This is a genomic window from Enterococcus gilvus ATCC BAA-350 (assembly GCF_000407545.1).
Lineage (GTDB): Bacteria > Bacillota > Bacilli > Lactobacillales > Enterococcaceae > Enterococcus_A > Enterococcus_A gilvus.
Genome location: NZ_ASWH01000001.1, coordinates 2,389,874 through 2,409,602, shown reverse-complemented (window position 1 = coordinate 2,409,602; position 19,729 = coordinate 2,389,874). Strand labels below are relative to the sequence as shown.

The following is a 19,729-nucleotide window of genomic DNA, read 5'->3' as shown; positions in this document are numbered from 1 at the left end:
AATTTTTGCTGTTGGTGTGGCAAGTCAATTAATTAAAGATGGTCTTTTTAACAGTTTCCGACAGAACATCGACTAATAAATTATAAAGTGAATCTTTAACTAATTTAGAAGCTTTAGAATAGCCTTTGGAAAATTTTGCTTCAGCAACTTTAGTTTTAGGTGTATCAACTAATAAATCGGGAATCGCTGATTCAATAAGTTGTTTATCTTGATCACTCAGACCATCATCTAACGCGACTAATTCAGCTGCACCTTCTAAAATCTTTTGAGTCCATGGGAATGGTGTTCCACAAGACTTACAGTAATTTGGAACTGATTTAGTGAATCCAACTGTAATCACTCCATCAATGTCTCTATCACCTAAAATTGCTTGTTCACAGTTAGGGCAGGTGACAATAACCTTTTCACCACATAATTCGCAAAATTCAGGTGGATTTGGATTGTTAGATGAACTGTAGTGATCAGTTACTTGGTGACCGTTTAAACATATTTTTTGATAGTATTGTTTTCCCATTGTTAACCTCCTTATCAATATTTCAGTGGACCACTCACTGATAAGGAGATTATATCAAATAAAGCATTTACAAAACGATTGTAATTAAAAAGAAGGCTAACTCAGCCTATCAAGTAAGAAAAGAGGTATGAAATGAATAAACAAGAAATAATCGAACGATTAAATAATAAATTGGACGAAACCTTTGCATTTCAACGAAGCTTTAAACCTTTAACCTGGACGCACATGGAATATGAATCAAAAGCGAATGCTTATATGACTGCTATAAACTACGTCGAGCAACTAGACGAATCTGAGGAAAATCTTGCAAGCACGATAAAGCTCTTAACCAACCTTGATACAGATGATTTCTTGAAAGAGTTGAAACTTTACGGACTGGCAAAAGAACCGCAGAAAGTCAAAGTGCCAGCGTTTGTGGCGGAGTGGTTTGAGATGAACAAGAAAAACATAGAGTATAGAATTTGGAAATATATAAAAAATTGGGATGACCAAAGATGGGATGACTTCAAAAATTGGATGGATAAAAATAGTGTTAAATCTTTAGAAATATTAACAAAGATGCAGTATGGCTACGAGGTGGAGGAAGAGCCGAAGTATCGTGTAAAAGTAGGGAATGGCTACTTTATCAATTATCAAGGAAGAGGCTGTTTGATATCTCCTCACGAAAAAGATGGAATCATGAATTTCGACTCAATGAAGGAAGCAAACCGTACAGCCGATACTGTTGGCGGAACAGTCGAGAAAGTGTAGGTGTGAGAATGGAAGAAAATATCACGATTGAGTTCGTAAAAGAATGGATTGATAAGCACAATCTTTCCAAGGGTTCGTTTGATCGTATTATGAGCGATTTAATATACAACTCAGGTCATTACTATATAGATGATCCATCTCTCAGGTATTGGCTGATTGATAACACGTATAAGTTTCGAGATATGTTGCCAGTTGAACTCAACTCAAACCAGCAGATCGTGTTGGAGTGGTTGAAGAGTAATAGCAATGCTTTAAAAGTTCCGATGCTTGCGATTTATGAATTAGCAGAACTGGCAGACGAAAAGGTTCGAGCTGCTTACCGTCAGCTTAATCGAGAAGAAGAGTTCCAAGTCCTAGCAGCCTTCGCGGAATGGGGAATGAAAGAGGTGGCGGAATAGATGTGTAAATATTGCGACGGTTCAATTCATGAAGTAGAAAACAAAGATTATGTGCACGTTGATATAACAGGAAGAACTATTCGTATTAAAGCTTACCCGGAAGGATACGAAGACGGCACTTGTATTTATATCAGACGGAAGTTTTGCCATGAATGTGGAAGAAAGTTGGCAGCAAAATGAAGTTCTCAGACGAGTTAGATAAGCTGTGGACCATCGAAGACATTAATTCTACTGATCCTGAATATCCGGCGTATAAGGACGAGTACACTCAAGGTTATTTAGATGGAATCGAACAATCAGAGAACTATGTCAGACAGCTTGAAAAGACTCATGACGGTGCACTAGAGACGCTTAAACAGAACATCAAGCGTTTCTTCTGCTAACCGACCCAATGAAGGAGGTTTAAAATTGACAGTCAAAGAATTAATTGAAGAGTTAGAGAAAATCGAAGACAAATACCTCGAAGTCCATGTAACTGAAATGGGGATAGGTGAATTTTACACTCATGAATCATGTGAAGTTGAATTTGATGAAACACAGAAGAAAGTTTTTGTATGGTGACTAGGGAATTTCATCCATTAACAAAGTCGCCAATAGAGGAGAATTACATGAACGAAGTTATGAAGGAAGTCCGCACTGTGGCCAAGAAATATGGTTACGAAAGACTGACTTGCATTACGAGAATGGATATTACTAGATATTCAGCCAATATCGGTAAAACAGGGGTGCGAATACTGGTAGATATTCAGTCGGAGAATGTCTGGCAGTGGCAACCATATAAAAAGAAGTTAGTTTTGCAGCAACGGAAGGTAGGAGGATAAATAAGTGGGTAAAACAAAATCGAAAATTAAAAAGAAGAAGCGTCGGCTTCAGCAGAAAGCAGAAGCAAATGGGACTGATAAAAAGAAAAAATAAAAAAAGCCGGGTTTCCCCAGCTGATCAATAAATCCGACAAGTTTATTATATCACAGGGGGAATTGAGAGTATGGTACTTTTTGATGTTAGTAGATATGAAACGCCAAATCCAAAAGATGTTGATTTAGAGAGTACGAAGCATAACGTTTCAGTCTTTCTATCTGCTTATCAATCAGCAAGGTGTAGAGTGGGACAACCTAGAGAACCAAAAATTACAGCAAGCTACTCATTAGTTCCGCCTTCAACAGTAGATAATGGATTTGAAGCAGAACAAATTGTGATTCAAAAGCAAGAAGCGCAAGAAGAGTTTGAATACCTACATGATTTGTTTGTTAAGGGATATGTGGCTATACAGCATCCATTTAAACCGGATGTTACAGAAAGGCGAAAGAAAATTTTTATGGATCGCTATCTTAGAGGGCTGACAATTTACATTACTGCTCAACGAAATAATATAAGTGAGGATTCAGTAAAGCAGGAGTCCAGCATAATAGTTGTTCAATTTGCTTCTGCGCTAGAGCTTGTAGCTTTCAAATAACCGCCATTCTTTACACCTTTTCTACACTTTATATAACCAAAGTATAACCACTAACCCTCTAGATTCCGAGTTATTATGATATTGTCAAAAAATAGAGAAGCAGCATTGGTTCAGGAAAATGAATTCCTATTGTGCCATGCTGCTTCTTGTTTAAGATTTAAAAATCAAATTGGGACTACTTCCAGACCACGACAGTGATGACATAGGGTGAATTGGAGCAATCGCAGGAATGGAATTAATTGATGGAATACTCGGTATTGATTTAATCGGAGGAATTGATGGAACAGGTGGTAAAGGACCACCTGAAGCACCTTTAGAGAATAAAAGAGCTCGTCCATCTCCATCAAAAATATACCCGTTTTTGATAAATCCTATCCATCTTCCGGTTACTTGGTACAAATCATTGCCTTTTACAAAACCGATATGATTTCCGCTCCAAGAGAAAAAATTATTGTTTTGATCAATATATCCAAAGGCTTTACCAGATTTATCATAAAAATCTATTGATGACATTTAATCACCTCGCTTTCACTCAAAATTATACCATGTATAAAAACTAAAGAAAGGAGATTGTCAGCATGAGCGTGAGAGGCCCTACAAGGCAACAAAAAGAGTTCGTAGATATTTACCTTAAAAACAGAAAAAAGAACCAGACGCAAGCTGCTGTGGACGCTGGATATAGTTCTAAGTCTGCAAGTTCTCAAGCTTATCAACTCCTACAAAATCCTATAGTTTTGGAATATCTAGAAAAAAGGGAAAAGCAGTTGGAGAAAGAACTTAAACGGGAGTTTTTCTTTGATGCTATAGACGCTCGTCGTGTACTCTCTGAGATTTTAAATAATCCTGAATCAAAAGATGCAGATAGAGCGAATGCAGCAAAAGATTTGCTCGACCGTGCAGGCTATAAAGCAGTTGATGTTCACGAAATTCAATCAACTGTAAATATCAAAGCTGATGGACTAACCGATAGCGAGTTGGAAGATCGAATTGCCGAACTGGAACGCGAATTGGGGACGGCAAGTGATGAAGATGGATAAGATCCAAAAATACAGATACTTAAAAGAATTGAAACAATTAAAACGGGAGAAGTTGTTACGTAAAGCGCGTGATGACTTTTTTTCTTATTGCCAGTTAGTAGTCCCTGATTTTTATAAGACGGATAGAAAATATTTATTAAGACTTTGCAATGAATTCGAAGCGTTCATCCAGTCAGATGATGACATTATGTTGCTGAATGTCCCGCCACGTCACGGGAAGTCTCTGACAGCTGGAAGGTTCGTTGAATGGGAATTAGGGCGCAACCCTAAGTTGAGAGTTGCGACAGGCTCCTACAATGAAGACATGGCAACGGACTTCTCAAAGGAAGTACGGGACACGATCGCTGAAGAGCGTGTCATTGATGATCAGATCGTTTACACTGATATTTTTCCAAAGGCCAAGCTTAAACATGGATCAGCAGCAGCTAAACGTTGGGCTTTACAAGGCGCTAAATTGAGCTATCTCGCAACGTCTCCCGGCGGTTCGGCGACTGGTAAAGGTTTTGACTTGTTAATCATTGATGATGTCATCAAAGGGATCATGGAGGCCATGAACGAGAATGAACTCCAGAAGCACTGGGATTGGTTCACTAAACAAATGCTTTCTCGTGTTGAAAAAGGCGGCAAAATTATTGTCATCATGACACGGTGGCACTCAAAAGACTTAGCAGGACGTATTTTGGAAGAAATGCCCAGCATGGGTTATAAGTTACGAACAGTCATTATGCAGGCTTTGCTTGATGAAGAAAGCCATAAGATGCTTTGCTCAGATGTATTGTCTTTCGATGACTTCGTTAAAAAACGTGCAGCAATGGGAACGGCAATTGCAAACGCCAATTATCAGCAAGAACCCATCGACCAAAAAGGCAGACTGTATCAGAAGTTTCTTACTTATGACACTTTGCCCGACAATATTATCAAGATATGGAACTACACCGACACCGCCGACAAGGGTGCCGATTACTTTGCGTCTCCTGTTTTTGCTGAAACGTCTGATCATGATGCTTACATTATTGATGTCATGTACACCAAAGAACCAATGGAAACGACTGAAATAGCCCACGCTAATATGATCATTCGCAATCGAGTTAATAAAGTACGGATTGAAGGTAACAATGGTGGTCGTGGGTTTAGAAGGAATTCTGAAAGGATTACCAAAGAGCGTGGGTATCGAGGGGCAGTATTTGAAGATTTTCATCAATCGGACAACAAACTGTCTAGGATACTAGCAAACAGCGCTTGGGTGGAAAATCATGTTTATTACCCAGATGATTGGGCGACTCGTTGGCCGGATTTTTACGAAGCTATGGTTAGTTACCAACGTGAAGGTAAGAACGCCCATGATGACGCTCCTGATGCTATTACAGGAATTGCAGAAACAATTATTGAAGCAGATGACTTCGAATTTATTTCTTACTAGGAGGTGAGCCTTTGTTTTATTCAGAAATCACATTGAGAAAATATAAACGTTTAAGAACGAAGTATTCAACACAAATTGAAGAAGAGTTATTTGACCCAAATGGTTTCATGGAAGACATGAAGCCATTTTTTGATGATCGAGAAAGAAAGTACCTTGCTTACACAAGTGAAACCAATGAAATAGATAAGCGAGAGAAGCCCAACACAAAAATCATTAAAGTGAACAATAAGATTCATGCGGGAATGTATTCTGTGGTCGTAGATCAAGCAGTTAACCATTTCACTGGAATACCGATCAAATGGGACTATGATGTTTCGGAGCAGAAACGGACGTTCATTCAACGAATGAGAGATAAGTTGCTGGGTAATGTTATCAGCACCCCTTCTACCCCAGAAGAATTTGATACACTCACGAGTCAATTAAGTTCTATGCGGTTTGGAATGTTAGACCCTGATACTGCAACATTTCAAGGAGCAACAGGGCTTGGTTTCCGATTGTTAGAGCCGTTCGAGGCAAAAGACGGCTGGGAACTTAGAGCAAGCAACATTGAACCATGGAAAGCTGAGAAGTACGAAAACGGAGCCGTGTACATCAAAGAGAAATACGATCCGTATCAAAAGAAGTTTTACGAGGAAATGAAGGTGGTTACTCCTCATAAAATTTATACCTATGCTCGATATACTGATTATCCTGGCACGGTTCAAGGAGCATTTAAAGCGTTGGACAGTGTTCCTAATCCTTTAGGTGTGATCAATCTAACCGAGTTTAAAAACAATACAAATCGATACTGTGATTTCGAAGTTGCCGAGGAAATCAGTGATGCAATCGATCGGGTTTTATCTGATCAGCAGAATGAAATTGAACAATTCAAATTAGCTTATATGTTGATTACTGGCGCTGATCTTTCAGAGGATAAAGCAAAGAAGATGATGGAGCAATTAGGAATCATCAATCTAAAAGATCCCAATGCAAAAGCTGGCTATGTGACAAAGGATTTACAAAAGGATTTCAATGAATATCATTTCGATCTTCTTAAAAAACAATTCTATACGGTGTGTAAAGCAATTGATTTCAATGATGAAGTCTTTAAGTCGAATAGTTCTGGCGAAGCCCGCAAATGGCAAATCATTAGTTTGGAAGCCAAGACAAATACAAAAGAACAGTATTTCCGAGAAGGATTGAAAGAGTGTGCTGAGGTTATGGCTGCTTACTTGGATTTTGCCGAGAAAGTTAAGATTGATCCAGAGAAAATCATTTTCACCTTCTCACGTTCGTTGCCAACTGATTTAAGCTACCTAGCAGAAGCTTTACCGAAGCTTTCACAATTTGTTTCTAGACGAACCATTCAAAGCCAGATCCCATTCGTTACAGACGTTGATTACGAAAACGAAATGATGGATGTCGAAAACGGACAATCATACCCGGATGGAGAATACGGAGGTGGCAGCGTTGAGTCAAATAGAAACGAAGTACTGGACCAAACGTCGAGAACTGGAAGATTTAGCAAGACTCAAAATGGAAAATCAAACGTTAAAGAAACTAAGTAGTGTTTTTCCTGATGCGTTGAAAGAAATTCAAGCGGAGTTATTATCCCAAGCTGATTTACACGATATTACCTATACTGAGATGATGGAATTTTATAGCACTAGTGATCAGAAAAAATATCGTGAATACGTGGAAAAGAACTACAAAGCGCTCAAGATGTACGATGCTAAATATAAAGAGTTCATCGAAGAATATTTTCCAGCCTTTGATTATGCCAAAGTGAATCGACTGCTGCAAATACGATCAGATATCTTTAAAATACTTGCAGAGCATGCAATCGATAACGATATTAACAAGTATTTCTCAGATCGTTTAGAAGATATATTGCAACGTTCTTATGCGTCGAATGCGAATGCACTTGCACAGATTTTGAGTGTAGATTTACCAAACTATTTATCGAAGGAAGAACTCGAACGTTACCTGAACTATCCTTGGTCGGGTAAGACGTTCTCGCGTCGTTTATGGGGCAACATTTCATCTCTAGAACAAAAGTTATCTAACGCCATCACAACAAGTGTAGTAAGCGGCGAAGGGGTTCTGACCGCATTAAAGACGATGAGAAACGATTCAGAAATATGCGATATGTTCAAACAAGAAGAATCAAAGTACAACAAAGCGATTGAAAATTTAGTCAGAACTGAATACGCCAAATTCGCTCAAGATGGTATTGAGAAATCGTATATTGAGACTGGCGTAGACGAGTACAACGTCTTAACTGCAAAAGATGAAAAGGTTTGTTCAATATGCGGCGGCAAAGCAAAAGACAACCCGTATAAGTTGAGCGAAGCGATCATTGGTGAGAACCGTGCGCCGTTCCATGGTCGCTGCAGATGTACAGATGTTCCTAACATGCCGAAACTAGGTAAAGATATTGACGCAGAGTATGAGCGTTTATTTGGGGATTTGTTAGATGAATTTGCAGAAGATAATTTCGGCGTTAATTTGAATCGAGGGAGGAAACAGAAATGAATGGCTTTAACGAAGCGGTACTGACTATCAGTGTGAATGTAGATGTCGCTGACGTTTATAAAAAGGCAATAGAGGCAGAGAACAGCCCGAATGGTTTAAGAGATCATTGGGACGGAAATTATGCCTATGTTGTTATAGGAGACAGCAATATCATCTATCAAGATGATAAACCGGTAGAAAATAATACCGTCAACCTAACTATTCAACTTTTATCTCACACGCTGTCAAACTTGAAAGAGACGGTTATCTGGTATGAAGCTATGGGATGCAAAGTTATTCGGCTAAATTATCAAGAGAGGAGCAAAGCGAATGGATCGTAAAGACTTAGATGACCTATTAGAGAAAGAAAAAGTTGAGTTGAATGATTTGCCAAAAGATCTGCAATCCTATGCTTTGTTTACAGGTTTTGTAGTCTTGTTGAAATCTCTGGCAAATTACATGCTTGTTATAAATATTATTCTATTATTCCTATGGTTTGGAAAGCTGACCATATTTCTAGGATTAATGCAGCTTCTTTTTATATTTCTGTTGAGTAAAGTACAGAAGTTTCTTTTAAAACAAATGGGAAAGAAAATTGAAGGAGAGCTAAAGTCTAATAATTAGGCTTTTTTATTTTGTCCGAAATGACATAAAACTAGCGCAATGCTGGGCCATTCGGAATGGTGGGGCGCAAACAATAAAACTCAAAGCAATGCGGGGCGCGTATGCGAATCGCGGGGCGAAAGGAGAAAACAATGAAACAGTTTATACCAATGAACCTACAGTATTTTGCAGAAGGTGACGGAGAGCAAACGCCTCAGTTCACTATGGACGACTTTAAATCTTTTGCAGAGTCAAACGAAGATGCACAGAAGTTTCTACAATCTCAAACTCAATCTGCTGCTGACAAACAGTTAGAAGCTTGGAAGCAAAATAACTTAGAAACAATTAAACAGGATACGATCAAACAATACGAAGACTCAAAAAAGAATAAATCTCCTGAACAAGTTCAATTAGAAAAGCTACAAGCTGAATTTGAAGCAGAAAAAGCTTTGAGACAAACAAGTGATAATAAGGCCTTCGTGGCCGAACAGATTGCAGGTCTTGATCTTGAATCTGATTTGAAGGATTCCATTTCTCAATTCATGCTTAACAATTTAGTTAGTTCGGATAGTGAGTTCACTAAAAGTGCCGTAGAAGGCTTTACAGGCGTTTTAGGCGCGATCAGTGATAAACATGCAGACGCCTTAAAAGAATTGCAGATGAAGTCTGCATTTGGCGGAAATCAACAACCTGGGAGCAATGGTAAACAAAATAATGAACCACCTAAGAATCCAGAAGAACAATTAGGACAAATTCTTCAACAATTTAATTAATCGGAGGGAAACAACATGAAAAAAACTTCAACAAATAATTTAGAGTATTTAGATATTTCACCAGCAATTAATGCAATGCAAGTACCAAATACACCATTTTTAAGCTATCTAATTGGATCGGGTAAAGTAGCGCCAGCCAATTCTACTGAGATCAAATGGCGTGAGTATGACATCAACGGAGATGACTCTTCCGAGCAATTAGAAGGTGGGGAATTCAAAGATGCTGAATCTGGTCGCGTTTGGTATAGCAACTATGAAGAAATTTTCCGTAAATCAACATCTGTATCTGGAACTTTAGATGCTATCAACGTTAATGGCGTTGGCAACGAGCTTACAAATCAAGTTGGATTACGCGGTATGGAAATGAAGATCGATTTAAACCGTAAATTGATCACTGGTGTGAAAGCTGATGAATCAGGTTCTGTAGGACGAAAAATGAACGGTATCCTGAACTTAATCAATGCGGCAAACAAAGTAACAGCAGCTGCAGCAGGAGCTGTTACACGTAAAGACATCGACAAAATGTTCCGTGTTATGTTCGATAAAGGCTATATGGGTGAAAAGCTTTGTTTGATTTCTCCTGACATGCAAGATTTGATGACCGATGAAGTAGACGGCAAATCAACCAAGATTGCTCAGTTTGGTGAAACTGTAGCGTTTGGTCTGCAATTAGGTAAGATCGTTTCAAATTACGGCACAGGTATTGCCTTGATTGAGCCCGCTTTACCAGCAGGAACTATTGCCGCAGTCGATACAAACTATCTTAAATTGCGCCCATTACGCGAATGGAGAGCAGAAGAATTAGCAAAAACGACTGATTCTCGTCGTATCGGTTTAGTTGGTGAATATTCGTTAGAGTATAACGCTTCGAATGCTGGGGCAATTCTAACATTGCCAACTGGTGAGTAAGAGATAGTTTCTGACTATCTCTTTTATTTAATTTTAGGAGGAATGTATTGTGGCAAAAAAAGCAGAAGAAACAGCAGCAAAAGAAGTTGCTGAAAAAGAAGAAGTACAAACAGAAGTAAAAGAAGAAGTAAAAGAAATTCCAAAAATTGAATTTAGAACTCAAAAAGGGAAAAACTTTGTTGGGTTCGTTCATCCAAAGACTCGTGCTTTTGTTTCAGTTGATAAAGACGGGAAAATCTTGGTCGATCCTAGCGACGGGGAAGCATTACAAATCCTACGATCTGCTGCTGATGTCGTTGAAATTTAAGAGGTGGTCATATGGATGATTCACTAAAGAAAAAAATTATTGAATCATTGAAAAAGCAATTGCCAGAAGCGAATGAGGAACGCTTAAAAACAGTTCTTGAGTTAATTCTCTTAGAAATTGAATCATACAATACGTGTGGCAACGAAATCTCTTGGGAAAAGCTACAGGGAGCTGTTACAGAGGTTCTATATCAATCCATGAAGAATGAACTGGATAATATTGTATCGTCTGTAAGGCGAGGAGATACGACTATTAGCTATGCAAGCAAGTCTGGAGAAATTAAAGGGTTGCTTGCAGGCTATGATGATTTAATCAAACGAATCATCGGTTGTGGAGGATTGGAGTTTTTCTAATGAATGAAGCAGATATTTTGGCGACAACATACAATGATTCTTGCGTGATCGAGCGTATCAAAGATGTAATTATTCCTGAAACAGGGATCACAAAACAAGAATATAGGCCCGTTTATGGCGACCCAATCAAATGCGCTTTATCTCAATCGCGTTTAGATGGCTTGCCTGTAATAAAAGACGGGGCGATGTTAAACGCCTCTGTTGACGATTATCAATTATTTGTTCGTCCTACTATTAATATTAAAAAAGGTGATCGTATTACTGTTACTCAGCAGGTAAATGGGTTGGTGATTAAGCTGTATGCTAATAAGCCTTTTTATTATCCTAGTCATTGTGAAGTCAAATTAACAGGACGTGATCCGAATGGCTAAGGACATTTCGATTGTTTCAAACGCTGAAAAAGTCATTGAGAACTTTAAAAGAATGACTAAGGTTGCAGAACAAGAAGGAATTGATTTTGTTAATGATTCGATGAATAAAATAGTTGCGACGGCTAAACCATTAACTCCTGTGAAGTCTGGAGATCTTCGCCGAGGGTATCGAGTTAGAAAAGCGCGATTATTATCTTCAGGTCGAATTGTAGGTGCAATTTATAATACAGAGAAGTATTTTAAATATGTTGAAGAAGGCCATAGGACGAGAAAGTCTAGAACGATTTCCAAACGAGGAAGGTATAGATTAACGCGAAAAACGAATGGCTTCGTCAAAGGTCGATTCATGCTAACTCGTGCAACGAATCTAGCTCATATGAGTTATATCCCTAGACGATTTAAACAAATGGCGATCAGGATTGTTAAGAAAGGATAGATGCTAATGAAAGATAGAATAATTGCAGCGATCGGCAAAAAGCTAAAACAAATCTATTCAGATGGCACTATCTATCTTGATTCGGTGATGCAATCGGAAAAAGATTTCTATTTTGTACTTTCTGTCATGGAATCCGGAACAGATAATGTGGGGATTGATGTTCAGAATATTGCTTTCTTAATAGATATTGCTTTGGTCGACAACAAAAAAGATGATGAATTAATTAATCAATTAGTCTCGCGTTGCGGGGCTTTTTTTAATGTTCTCGAAATCGAAGGGAACACAATTTTTCCGGAAGATTATTTACCGGACAAAGTGGATGGCGTACAGCACATTCGGTTTACCGTTGCCTTTCCACAATACATTGAATGGAGTGAAGAATAAATGCCAGAAAAGAAAAGTAAGACAGGAATTATCTCTGTTGAAAGCCCAACATGGTTTCCATTGAAAGACGACTCTGGAGATTTCCCTGTTTATGATACGCCAATCGAAATGGGAACGGCTGTTAGTATTAAACCCTCAGCAAACTATGAGACTACACAAGATTACGGTGATTCGAGAGTTCAGGATCAGTTCACAGCCTTTGGTGGCGCTGAGGTTGAACTAGAGTCGAATGGATACACTCACAAAGTGTTGTCTACCATTACTGGTGGTCAATTAGTAAAAGGCGGCGCTTTGCGATCGGGTGATGATGTTGCACAAGACGGAGCGTTTGCCTATCGACGCAAAAAGTCAAACGGTAAATATCGATTCACAGTCTTTTATAAAGGTCAGTTCGCACTAGACTCTGACGAAACATCAACATTGGAAGGCAGCAAAGTTACTTTTACGCATCCATCTTGGAAAGGTTCTTTCGTAGATGTGCCGGGACTAGGATACATGTACTCAGTCGATGAAGACGACGAAGGTGTAGACGCAGATATGATCAAGAATTGGTTTACTAAGGTTGCAAATCCATTAGAAACATCATCTGAAGGAGGACAAAAATAATGTCTAAGTATCAAACGACGCTCAAATTAATGCAAAAGAATGACGAAGGTAAATTTAAGCCTGTTCAATTTAAATCAGCTGAATTCTTACCAGGGCCTGTGGTAGAAGAAGCTGCAGGTATCATGGAAGTTTTAGCGGATGCTGTAGGAGGAGAAGCAACCACAAAAGCGTTAGGTCGAGCCTACGCTTTTATAGGTGACGTTCTTTTCGAAGGGCAGTTCACTGGTGAAGATTTCCGACAAGGGATCGACGCTCGTGAAATCGCACCATTAACAGGTAAATTGTTGAAATCTGTAACTGCAGGATTTGACGAAACGTATACCGATACGAAAAAAAAGTAACGGAAGCTTTAAAAAATCCTCTGTTCAAAAACACTATCACTTATAGAGAGTTAGAAATTAAGACGCAATTACTCGAAGCAGGTTGGACGCTACCAGAAATTGAGCGGACCGACCTTGACGAGTTAATGCGTCTTTTTGCTTTTCGTGATGCTGTTAGCGAGCACGAAGATCTTGAATATTATGACGAATACACCCAATTCTAAGGAGGTGACACTTTGAATGATGATTTAATTCTAAAAATGATTCTTGATGAATCGGGTTTCTCCGCAGGAATGAATAATGCTGTGAAAAAGCTAGGGTCATTCGACAACACTGTTTCCAATACAGGTAAAAAAGGCGGTAACGCATTAGGTAGCATCTGGAAAGTGTTTGCCGGCAGTTTCTTAGCTAGTGGGGCAACAAAACTGGTTGGTGCTGGTTTTGATTTAATTAAAGGATCAATCAGCGGAGCAATCGATCGTGTAGATACGATGAACAACGCAGTCAGAAACTTCAAAAACATGGGATTTGAAGACTCAGAGATTAATAGAACTATTGGAAAAGGTGGGACCTTGTCTAAAGGAATTCAAGGGCTTCCTACAGCTTTGAATGATGCTATTAGTCAGGTTCAGTTGTTGGCTTCATCTACTGGTGATCTGGGGCGTTCTGACCAGATTTTTAGAGCGTTAAATGATGGAATCTTAGGTTTTGGCGGTACTACCGATCAAGTAAATGAAGCGGTGATCCAGCTATCCCAAAGTTTCTCGAATGGGAAAGTTGATGCTCAAACATGGAATTCAATGATCAACGCTCAGTTAGGGCCGACTTTGTCAGCTATAGCAAAGAAAATGAAATTGTCTATGGGTGAATTGAAAGAAGGCCTTTCAAAAGGAACAATTTCTGTTAAAGATTTTCAAGATCAATTGATTGAGATGGATACCAAAGGCGGAGGTGGTTTGAAATCTTTAAATCAAATCGCCAAAGACTCAACTAAAGGTATTAAAACGTCAATTCAAAACGCGAAAACTGCCGTAACTCGTGGGGTTGGTGAAGTGATTGAGGCTTTAAATAAAGTCTTGGTCGATTCAAAACTCGGAGGCTTCAAAGGTATCATAGACGGATTCGGGAATGCTATGGAAACTTTCTTAAATGTTATAGCAAAAGGGCTTCCAAAAGCAGTGGAATTTTTGGGGGAAATAATCAAAGACTTAATTAAGTTTGGGTCAGCCTTAAAATTTATTCTACCTTTTCTAGTACCTGCAGCTACGGCGTTCGGCGCATTCATGTTCCAACTCAAAGGTATCCCAGCGATTATTAAAAGCTTTAATAATTTAAAGAATGCCATTACGGGAATTGGCAGCTCTTTAAAAATTATGGGAGCCATAGCTGCCGCAAATCCATTTGTTTTGATTGTCGGTGCTATTGTTGGAGCAATTGCTGTATTTGGCTATTTCATGGCAACTAATGAAGAGTTCAGGAACAAAGTTATTGCGGTTTGGAACGATGTAAAAAAAGTTGTATTAGATACGCTGGTTTCTATAAAAGATTGGGGACTCAAAACTTGGGACTCTATAAAAGAAGTTGCTTCTAATGCAGTAGTTAAAATTAAACAAACATGGACTGAAATGAAACAATGGTTTTCTAACACGTGGAACGGAATAAAAGAAGGCGCAGTAGGAGTTTTTGATAAAGCAACAGAGTCAGCAAACAATGCAGTAAAAAGCATTGAGAATGCTTGGTCAAATACAAAACAATGGTTTTCAGATACTTGGCAAAGTATAAAAGATTCAGCATCAGAAAAATGGAACGGCATCAAGGATTCCATCATGTCAGTCGCCGGTCCCTTGATTATAGGTATAAAGAATGCATTCTTACACGTTACCTTTTTCTTGGAGACTTTATGGTCAAATCTAATTGAAATTGGAGGGAATGCATTTGATATTCTAAAAAATGTAATTCTCGCGCCTATACTATTTGTTACTTCGATGATAACTGGAGGTTGGGAAGAAGCTAAGAACAACATGATTGCCGTCTGGAATAATATTAAAGAAAGCGCATTGAACATATGGGAATCAATTAAAACTATTTTTGTTAGTTACGTTACCAACATCTCTTTTGCTTCTTCAAATCTTTGGCTTGGCTTTAAAGCAACACTAATCAATATCTGGAATCAAGTGGTATATCAAGCAACTTCTATATGGAACAGTATTAAAAATTTCTTTATTAATCTATGGATTGATATTAAATACGGGGCCATTCAAAAATGGATTGAGATAAAATATGGTGTTATTCAGACATGGATTGATCTCAAATACAATGCAATTACCACTTGGAATAACGTCAAACAGTTTTTTGTAAGCACATGGAACTCTATGAAAACTAGTGCAGCGAATACTTGGAATGCTATAAAGCTGACTATGATCAATACATGGAATTCTATCAAACAGAATTTCTGGAATATTGTGAATGGAATTGTACAGTCTGCAGAAAATGCTTGGACCAATCTAAAGAACGGCGTATCGAATACAGTCGATCGAGTTTGGAATATTTTTGATTCGTTAAGAAACATCAATCTTTTTGAAATTGGCAGAAATATTATTCAAGGTTTAATTGATGGTATAACTGAAAAAGCCAATGCTGTAGTTGAAAAGGTTCAAAGCATTGCAGGAAGCATAAAGAAATCTATTACAAATGCTTTAGATATTCATTCCCCTTCTCGCTGGATGCGGGATATGGTAGGGAAGAATATTGTGCAGGGGATTATCGTTGGTTTGGACAAAGAACAGCCACAGTTAGACAAAGCTATGACTGAATTGGTTCCAACACCGTCCGTTACTCCTACTGTTAAAAGTCTGACTGACAGGGCAAACGGCGTAACACAAACGAAAACGGAAAATCAGTCAAACGAAGTACATTTGCATCTTAATGTATACGGAGATCTTCCTGATTCAGTCGTTAGAAAATTAGCGGCAAAACTTAAAACGGAATTTACAAAGCAAATGAATAGAGACGCGGATGCAATAGGAGGGATGGCATGATTACTAAGAGAGGACAGTTTTTTATAAATGGGAAACACTCATCTGAGTTCAATGTTTTTATGCGGAATCGTCCTGTATCCTCGTCTGCTGGCCGCGTCATAGAGCTAAGAGATCGAGAAGGTAGTGACTCGATTATTATTGATAAAGCGTATTACAAGAATGTTGAACGAAAGATTGATTGCTATTACAAAGCTCCTTCGATTGGCGATGTTCAAGAATGGGAAGACAGGATCACCGCTTGGTTAGATATGGGATCATACAGTGATTTTATCACTTACTATGATGAACAATATATTTACCAGGCAATCGTTACTGATCCACCTGAGTTTAAAGGGACAAGAAAAACAGGAAATATTGTACCTTTTGAATTTGGCGTTAGTCTTCGGCCTTTCAAAGAAAATCGTCTAGGAAGACAGCCAATACTACTTAATTCGACACCTTTTAAAATTACAAATGAACAGAAGTATCCTTCTAAACCATTGATTAAGCTCACTGGTTCTGGGGATGCTTCTTTTTTTGTGAATAACGAAGAGTTCAAGTTAAAAGGATTAGATACTGAATTAATCATTGATTCAGCACTTGAAGAATCCTATAGAAAACTAGGCGGAGCAATCGAGCATCAAGATCAAGTAACAACGTTTTTGGATTTTCCTGAGCTTAAACCAGGGGAAAACATTATTACATGGTCCAGCAGAATAAAGAGTTTTGAACTCACACCAAGATGGAGGCGCAAAGTATGAAACCAAGAATTTATAAGCCTTCTGAAACAGATTTTTCTCATAACGGACTTGGTATACTTTCTGACTGCTCAAAGTGTGAAGTTTATGAAGTCGCAAATGGTAAATACGAACTTGAATTGGAATATCCATTAGGAACGCGTTTTGACGAGTATTTCGAAAATGATTATCAAATCAAAGCAAAGCCAAACGATCAAGAAGAATACCATATATTTTTTATCGATGATAAAGACATTGATACTTTCATGGATACTGTAACCATCTATGCACAATCACGCACAAATCGTTTGGGAAGGCGAGTGGTGACTACTGCATTAGTTGATTCTAAAACAGCGCAACAAGCGATGAACATCATTGAAAACAACATGGATAAGAAATCTGATATTCGCTTGTATTCCGACAATACGACTGTTTCAAGCACTCTGTTTGAGGTTAGAAACGTTCTGAATTGTATTGCTGGGGAACAAGGATCATTACTCCAATATTGGGGCGGTGAGATCAAGCGTGAACCTTTCAAGCTATCTTTATTAAAACGTCGAGGTCGTAACAATGTAGGGACCATTCGATACGGAAAAGACTTATCTGGACTAAAAGTGAAGCTTGATTGGTCGGGTGTTAAAACGAAAATCATCCCATACGTTGATGCTCAAGGTGCTGAAGGAACGTCTAATCGTATTTATGGCTCTGCTGTCAATAGTGAGTACATAAATAATTACCCAGATGTTTACACTGAGCATGTTCAATTTACTGAGGAGCAAGGGGCTAAGGATTTAAAAAGTTTGAATAATGTGGCTAAGAGCTACTTCAAATCTATTAATCCGGGATGCGACAAGCCAAAGATATCCATAACGATTGAATTTAACAAACTGACTGATTCAGAGGAAGCAAAAGAATTCGCGAAAATTAGAAACTATGGATTATTTGATACATTCAAGGTTTATCACAAAAAGTATAAGCTTTATTTTGAATCAACGGTTAGTGGGGTTCAATTTGATTCTTTATCAGAAAAAACGATAAAGCTTGAGGCTGGCGACACGCAAGTCGCTTTCTATCAGCAGCAAGCTGTTACTATTCAAGATAAATTAAAAGATTATGCCACCAATAACTACATGAGCGGGTTCAACGATTATGTTTCGTCTATGATCACTGGACAGGGTAGCGCTGGTGGCTATGTGGTTTTATGGCCTAAAGAGAAGCCGTCCAATATTTTTATTATGGATAATCCCGATTTAAATAAAGCCAAAGAAGTACTTCGGATGAATAAGAATGGGATTGCTTTTTCTAAGAACGGTTGGAACGGGCCATTTAATTCAGCTTGGACGTTGGATAGTATTTTCAATGCGAACTTTATTAAGACCGGAATTATCCAAGCGGATGTTTTTGAGAACTCTTTTAGTAATACTGGCGACACGCTTAAATTGGTCAAAGGGCTACTCCAAATTTGGAACAATAAAAAGAAAATTATGGAACTGACAAAAAAAGGCATGCAGTTCTGGAGTGGCAATAAAGAAATTGGAACGATTGGTACGACTGATTCAACGGGAAACCCTTTTCCGAATGCGTCAACACCGACACCAATTCCAGATAATGCGCTCGTTATTCGAACGGAAGGGAATGGGAAGTATATCCTGATATCCCCTAACAAGGATAAGGGCTTTGTCATGCTGTCAAACGGGACAACGATTCATTTTGGAGATATGAATATCCAAGGTAAAGTACAAATTTACAAAGATGTTGATATTAAAGGAAAGCTGACTCTAAGTGGTCGTGAAGTCTTCCCAGGACAAGGCGGAGGTTCTAGCGGATCGCCTGGCGGTCAAGCAAATGGTTGGAATGGACAATATCCAGCCGAAGTGCAAACAAGTGCTGAGAAGTTTGCGTGGCAAGCTTGGGTGACGTTACTAAGTCTAGGATATTCCCCTGCAGCAGCAGCCGGTATTCTAGGGAATATTAACGGTGAAGCAGGACCTAGCATGAACCCTGATATTGATCAAATTGGTGGCCCAGCATATGGTGCTATTCAGTTTGATGGCTCCGCGTATCCTATTGCGGGTGTGTCAGCAACGAGTAACGGACGTGAATACGTTCAAAGTTTATTCAGGGTGTCTGGAATTGCTGGGAACTATCGTGAAATGGCACCTCAAATGAGATTAGTTGATTGGGCCAACTCAAATGGTCAATGGATAGGCGCGGTAGCTCCAACTACTGTTGCAGGTTTTAAAGCCATGACTGATCCTAGTCAAGCGGCTTTTGTGTTTGAAAAGAATTTCGAGCGACCAAGAGATTCACATCCTGATAGACAAGGATATGCGGTCTATTGGTACAACAAGTTCAAAGACTTGAAAATACCACAAGCAAACAGCGATATTGTATCGATCGCGAAAAGCTTATTAGGTTATTTCACTTATCAACTAATCCATGGTGAAGCATACATCGGTTCAGTGGCTAATCCAGACCGAAACGGTGTTACTGACTGTTCTGGCTACGTTTGGCTAGTTCTTGCTAAGGCCGGCTATCGAGTGCCTGCAAACATGCAATGGTATACAGGAAGTATGGCCGGTGATGCTAGAAGCACTCATAATTGGTTCCGAGAAATTAATGAGAATGAGGCACGAGCTGGTGATGTTGTGATTTATAACGTCGGTGGAGGTGCCGGGGCGAATGGACACACGGCTATTTTATTAGAGAACTATCGTGGAAACGATACCCAAATCATTCAGATGGGAGGAGATAGTCGTTTTAGCGGTGTGAACGCCTCAACGATTGGTTACTCATTTGGTTCTCTTTTAGGCGGAGATCGGTGTCTAGCTAGGGCTGTAAAATAGGA

The 19,729-nt window shown here is 38.8% G+C and carries 26 protein-coding genes; 24 read left to right on the top strand and 2 right to left on the bottom strand.

The window, feature by feature from the left end; translation table 11 throughout:
• Nucleotides 1-28 precede the first annotated feature (28 nt).
• Entirely contained in the window at nucleotides 29-514 is a 486-nt protein-coding gene (locus I592_RS11985; protein WP_010779941.1) for a DUF2321 domain-containing protein, read from the bottom strand.
• 132 nt (nucleotides 515-646) lie between these two features.
• Here I592_RS11985 and I592_RS11980 point away from each other — a divergent pair, with 132 nt between their 5' ends.
• The 6 genes from I592_RS11980 (at nucleotide 647) to I592_RS11955 (ending at nucleotide 3,115) form a co-directional block, all read left to right on the top strand.
• A complete protein-coding gene (locus tag I592_RS11980) occupies nucleotides 647-1,264 on the top strand; it encodes a DUF1642 domain-containing protein (RefSeq protein ID WP_010779942.1) in 618 nt (205 codons plus the stop codon).
• Nucleotides 1,265-1,272: 8 nt separating this feature from the next.
• On the top strand, nucleotides 1,273-1,662 hold the full coding sequence (locus I592_RS20740; protein ID WP_010779943.1) for a hypothetical protein: 390 nt from the start codon (nucleotides 1,273-1,275) through the stop codon (nucleotides 1,660-1,662).
• A 152-nt stretch (nucleotides 1,663-1,814) separates the two neighbouring features.
• On the top strand, nucleotides 1,815-2,045 hold the full coding sequence (locus I592_RS11965; protein ID WP_139243600.1) for a hypothetical protein: 231 nt from the start codon (nucleotides 1,815-1,817) through the stop codon (nucleotides 2,043-2,045).
• 25 nt (nucleotides 2,046-2,070) lie between these two features.
• Nucleotides 2,071-2,223 (top strand): hypothetical protein, encoded by a 153-nt coding sequence (locus I592_RS21425; RefSeq protein ID WP_010779946.1) that lies wholly within the window; start codon nucleotides 2,071-2,073, stop codon nucleotides 2,221-2,223.
• A gap of 47 nt (nucleotides 2,224-2,270) precedes the next feature.
• Entirely contained in the window at nucleotides 2,271-2,483 is a 213-nt protein-coding gene (locus I592_RS11960) for a hypothetical protein (protein ID WP_010779947.1), read from the top strand.
• Nucleotides 2,484-2,647: 164 nt separating this feature from the next.
• Nucleotides 2,648-3,115: an ArpU family phage packaging/lysis transcriptional regulator gene (locus I592_RS11955; RefSeq protein WP_010779948.1), complete on the top strand. Its 468-nt coding sequence runs from the start codon at nucleotides 2,648-2,650 to the stop codon at nucleotides 3,113-3,115.
• A gap of 150 nt (nucleotides 3,116-3,265) precedes the next feature.
• Here I592_RS11955 and I592_RS11950 read toward each other — a convergent pair whose 3' ends face one another.
• Nucleotides 3,266-3,628 (bottom strand): 4-fold beta flower protein, encoded by a 363-nt coding sequence (locus I592_RS11950; RefSeq protein ID WP_010779949.1) that lies wholly within the window; start codon nucleotides 3,626-3,628, stop codon nucleotides 3,266-3,268.
• Between the two features lie 65 nt (nucleotides 3,629-3,693).
• Here I592_RS11950 and I592_RS11945 point away from each other — a divergent pair, with 65 nt between their 5' ends.
• From I592_RS11945 to I592_RS11860, 18 genes are all read left to right on the top strand, one after another.
• On the top strand, nucleotides 3,694-4,152 hold the full coding sequence (locus tag I592_RS11945; protein ID WP_010779950.1) for a terminase small subunit: 459 nt from the start codon (nucleotides 3,694-3,696) through the stop codon (nucleotides 4,150-4,152).
• On the top strand, nucleotides 4,139-5,572 hold the full coding sequence (gene terL / locus I592_RS11940; protein WP_010779951.1) for a phage terminase large subunit: 1,434 nt from the start codon (nucleotides 4,139-4,141) through the stop codon (nucleotides 5,570-5,572). The genes I592_RS11945 and terL overlap by 14 nt, the downstream gene beginning before the upstream one ends.
• Before the next feature lie 11 nt (nucleotides 5,573-5,583).
• Nucleotides 5,584-7,119, top strand: coding sequence for a phage portal protein (locus I592_RS11935; protein WP_010779952.1), 1,536 nt, complete (start codon nucleotides 5,584-5,586; stop codon nucleotides 7,117-7,119).
• A 79-nt stretch (nucleotides 7,120-7,198) separates the two neighbouring features.
• Nucleotides 7,199-8,086 (top strand): minor capsid protein, encoded by an 888-nt coding sequence (locus I592_RS11930; RefSeq protein WP_044926561.1) that lies wholly within the window; start codon nucleotides 7,199-7,201, stop codon nucleotides 8,084-8,086.
• On the top strand, nucleotides 8,083-8,406 hold the full coding sequence (locus tag I592_RS11925) for a hypothetical protein (protein ID WP_010779954.1): 324 nt from the start codon (nucleotides 8,083-8,085) through the stop codon (nucleotides 8,404-8,406). Before I592_RS11930 ends, I592_RS11925 begins: the two co-directional genes overlap by 4 nt.
• Complete coding sequence (locus I592_RS11920; protein WP_010779955.1) at nucleotides 8,396-8,689, top strand: hypothetical protein; 294 nt, start codon at nucleotides 8,396-8,398, stop codon at nucleotides 8,687-8,689. Before I592_RS11925 ends, I592_RS11920 begins: the two co-directional genes overlap by 11 nt.
• Nucleotides 8,690-8,820: 131 nt before the next feature.
• Complete coding sequence (locus tag I592_RS11915) at nucleotides 8,821-9,441, top strand: capsid assembly scaffolding protein Gp46 family protein (protein ID WP_010779956.1); 621 nt, start codon at nucleotides 8,821-8,823, stop codon at nucleotides 9,439-9,441.
• A gap of 15 nt (nucleotides 9,442-9,456) precedes the next feature.
• Nucleotides 9,457-10,350: an SU10 major capsid protein gene (locus I592_RS11910; protein ID WP_010779957.1), complete on the top strand. Its 894-nt coding sequence runs from the start codon at nucleotides 9,457-9,459 to the stop codon at nucleotides 10,348-10,350.
• A 49-nt stretch (nucleotides 10,351-10,399) separates the two neighbouring features.
• Nucleotides 10,400-10,657 (top strand): hypothetical protein, encoded by a 258-nt coding sequence (locus I592_RS11905; protein ID WP_010779958.1) that lies wholly within the window; start codon nucleotides 10,400-10,402, stop codon nucleotides 10,655-10,657.
• Between the two features lie 11 nt (nucleotides 10,658-10,668).
• Nucleotides 10,669-11,010: a hypothetical protein gene (locus I592_RS11900; protein WP_010779959.1), complete on the top strand. Its 342-nt coding sequence runs from the start codon at nucleotides 10,669-10,671 to the stop codon at nucleotides 11,008-11,010.
• Nucleotides 11,010-11,381: a hypothetical protein gene (locus I592_RS11895; protein ID WP_010779960.1), complete on the top strand. Its 372-nt coding sequence runs from the start codon at nucleotides 11,010-11,012 to the stop codon at nucleotides 11,379-11,381. The genes I592_RS11900 and I592_RS11895 overlap by 1 nt, the downstream gene beginning before the upstream one ends.
• The gene (locus I592_RS11890; RefSeq protein WP_010779961.1) at nucleotides 11,374-11,817 is read left to right on the top strand and encodes an HK97 gp10 family phage protein; all 444 of its coding nucleotides are present in this window, start codon (nucleotides 11,374-11,376) and stop codon (nucleotides 11,815-11,817) included. The genes I592_RS11895 and I592_RS11890 overlap by 8 nt, the downstream gene beginning before the upstream one ends.
• 6 nt (nucleotides 11,818-11,823) lie before the next feature.
• The gene (locus I592_RS11885; protein WP_010779962.1) at nucleotides 11,824-12,201 is read left to right on the top strand and encodes a phage tail terminator family protein; all 378 of its coding nucleotides are present in this window, start codon (nucleotides 11,824-11,826) and stop codon (nucleotides 12,199-12,201) included.
• On the top strand, nucleotides 12,202-12,807 hold the full coding sequence (locus I592_RS11880) for a major tail protein (protein WP_010779963.1): 606 nt from the start codon (nucleotides 12,202-12,204) through the stop codon (nucleotides 12,805-12,807).
• Nucleotides 12,807-13,148 (top strand): phage tail assembly chaperone G, encoded by a 342-nt coding sequence (gpG, locus tag I592_RS11875; RefSeq protein WP_010779964.1) that lies wholly within the window; start codon nucleotides 12,807-12,809, stop codon nucleotides 13,146-13,148. The genes I592_RS11880 and gpG overlap by 1 nt, the downstream gene beginning before the upstream one ends.
• A 239-nt stretch (nucleotides 13,149-13,387) precedes the next feature.
• On the top strand, nucleotides 13,388-16,165 hold the full coding sequence (locus I592_RS11870) for a tape measure protein (protein WP_044926560.1): 2,778 nt from the start codon (nucleotides 13,388-13,390) through the stop codon (nucleotides 16,163-16,165).
• On the top strand, nucleotides 16,162-16,905 hold the full coding sequence (locus I592_RS11865) for a phage tail domain-containing protein (RefSeq protein WP_010779966.1): 744 nt from the start codon (nucleotides 16,162-16,164) through the stop codon (nucleotides 16,903-16,905). Before I592_RS11870 ends, I592_RS11865 begins: the two co-directional genes overlap by 4 nt.
• Nucleotides 16,902-19,727 (top strand): phage tail spike protein, encoded by a 2,826-nt coding sequence (locus I592_RS11860; RefSeq protein ID WP_010779967.1) that lies wholly within the window; start codon nucleotides 16,902-16,904, stop codon nucleotides 19,725-19,727. The genes I592_RS11865 and I592_RS11860 overlap by 4 nt, the downstream gene beginning before the upstream one ends.
• Nucleotides 19,728-19,729: the final 2 nt, after the last annotated feature.

Excerpts from the sequence above, each read along its gene's own strand:
- I592_RS11945 (WP_010779950.1), top strand. The coding sequence starts at position 3,694 with ATGAGCGTGAGAGGCCCTACAAGGCAACAAAAAGAGTTCGTAGATATT.
- I592_RS11860 (WP_010779967.1), top strand. The coding sequence starts at position 16,902 with ATGAAACCAAGAATTTATAAGCCTTCTGAAACAGATTTTTCTCATAAC.
- I592_RS11985 (WP_010779941.1), bottom strand. The coding sequence starts at position 514 with ATGGGAAAACAATACTATCAAAAAATATGTTTAAACGGTCACCAAGTA.
- I592_RS11885 (WP_010779962.1), top strand. The coding sequence starts at position 11,824 with ATGAAAGATAGAATAATTGCAGCGATCGGCAAAAAGCTAAAACAAATC.
- I592_RS11930 (WP_044926561.1), top strand. The coding sequence starts at position 7,199 with ATGATGGAATTTTATAGCACTAGTGATCAGAAAAAATATCGTGAATAC.
- I592_RS11900 (WP_010779959.1), top strand. The coding sequence starts at position 10,669 with ATGGATGATTCACTAAAGAAAAAAATTATTGAATCATTGAAAAAGCAA.
- I592_RS11915 (WP_010779956.1), top strand. The coding sequence starts at position 8,821 with ATGAAACAGTTTATACCAATGAACCTACAGTATTTTGCAGAAGGTGAC.
- I592_RS11925 (WP_010779954.1), top strand. The coding sequence starts at position 8,083 with ATGAATGGCTTTAACGAAGCGGTACTGACTATCAGTGTGAATGTAGAT.
- I592_RS11950 (WP_010779949.1), bottom strand. The coding sequence starts at position 3,628 with ATGTCATCAATAGATTTTTATGATAAATCTGGTAAAGCCTTTGGATAT.
- I592_RS11960 (WP_010779947.1), top strand. The coding sequence starts at position 2,271 with ATGAACGAAGTTATGAAGGAAGTCCGCACTGTGGCCAAGAAATATGGT.
- terL (WP_010779951.1), top strand. The coding sequence starts at position 4,139 with ATGAAGATGGATAAGATCCAAAAATACAGATACTTAAAAGAATTGAAA.
- I592_RS11955 (WP_010779948.1), top strand. The coding sequence starts at position 2,648 with ATGGTACTTTTTGATGTTAGTAGATATGAAACGCCAAATCCAAAAGAT.
- gpG (WP_010779964.1), top strand. The coding sequence starts at position 12,807 with ATGTCTAAGTATCAAACGACGCTCAAATTAATGCAAAAGAATGACGAA.
- I592_RS11920 (WP_010779955.1), top strand. The coding sequence starts at position 8,396 with ATGGATCGTAAAGACTTAGATGACCTATTAGAGAAAGAAAAAGTTGAG.
- I592_RS11870 (WP_044926560.1), top strand. The coding sequence starts at position 13,388 with ATGATTCTTGATGAATCGGGTTTCTCCGCAGGAATGAATAATGCTGTG.
- I592_RS11895 (WP_010779960.1), top strand. The coding sequence starts at position 11,010 with ATGAATGAAGCAGATATTTTGGCGACAACATACAATGATTCTTGCGTG.
- I592_RS11910 (WP_010779957.1), top strand. The coding sequence starts at position 9,457 with ATGAAAAAAACTTCAACAAATAATTTAGAGTATTTAGATATTTCACCA.
- I592_RS11980 (WP_010779942.1), top strand. The coding sequence starts at position 647 with ATGAATAAACAAGAAATAATCGAACGATTAAATAATAAATTGGACGAA.
- I592_RS11890 (WP_010779961.1), top strand. The coding sequence starts at position 11,374 with ATGGCTAAGGACATTTCGATTGTTTCAAACGCTGAAAAAGTCATTGAG.
- I592_RS20740 (WP_010779943.1), top strand. The coding sequence starts at position 1,273 with ATGGAAGAAAATATCACGATTGAGTTCGTAAAAGAATGGATTGATAAG.
- I592_RS11965 (WP_139243600.1), top strand. The coding sequence starts at position 1,815 with ATGTGGAAGAAAGTTGGCAGCAAAATGAAGTTCTCAGACGAGTTAGAT.
- I592_RS11880 (WP_010779963.1), top strand. The coding sequence starts at position 12,202 with ATGCCAGAAAAGAAAAGTAAGACAGGAATTATCTCTGTTGAAAGCCCA.
- I592_RS11865 (WP_010779966.1), top strand. The coding sequence starts at position 16,162 with ATGATTACTAAGAGAGGACAGTTTTTTATAAATGGGAAACACTCATCT.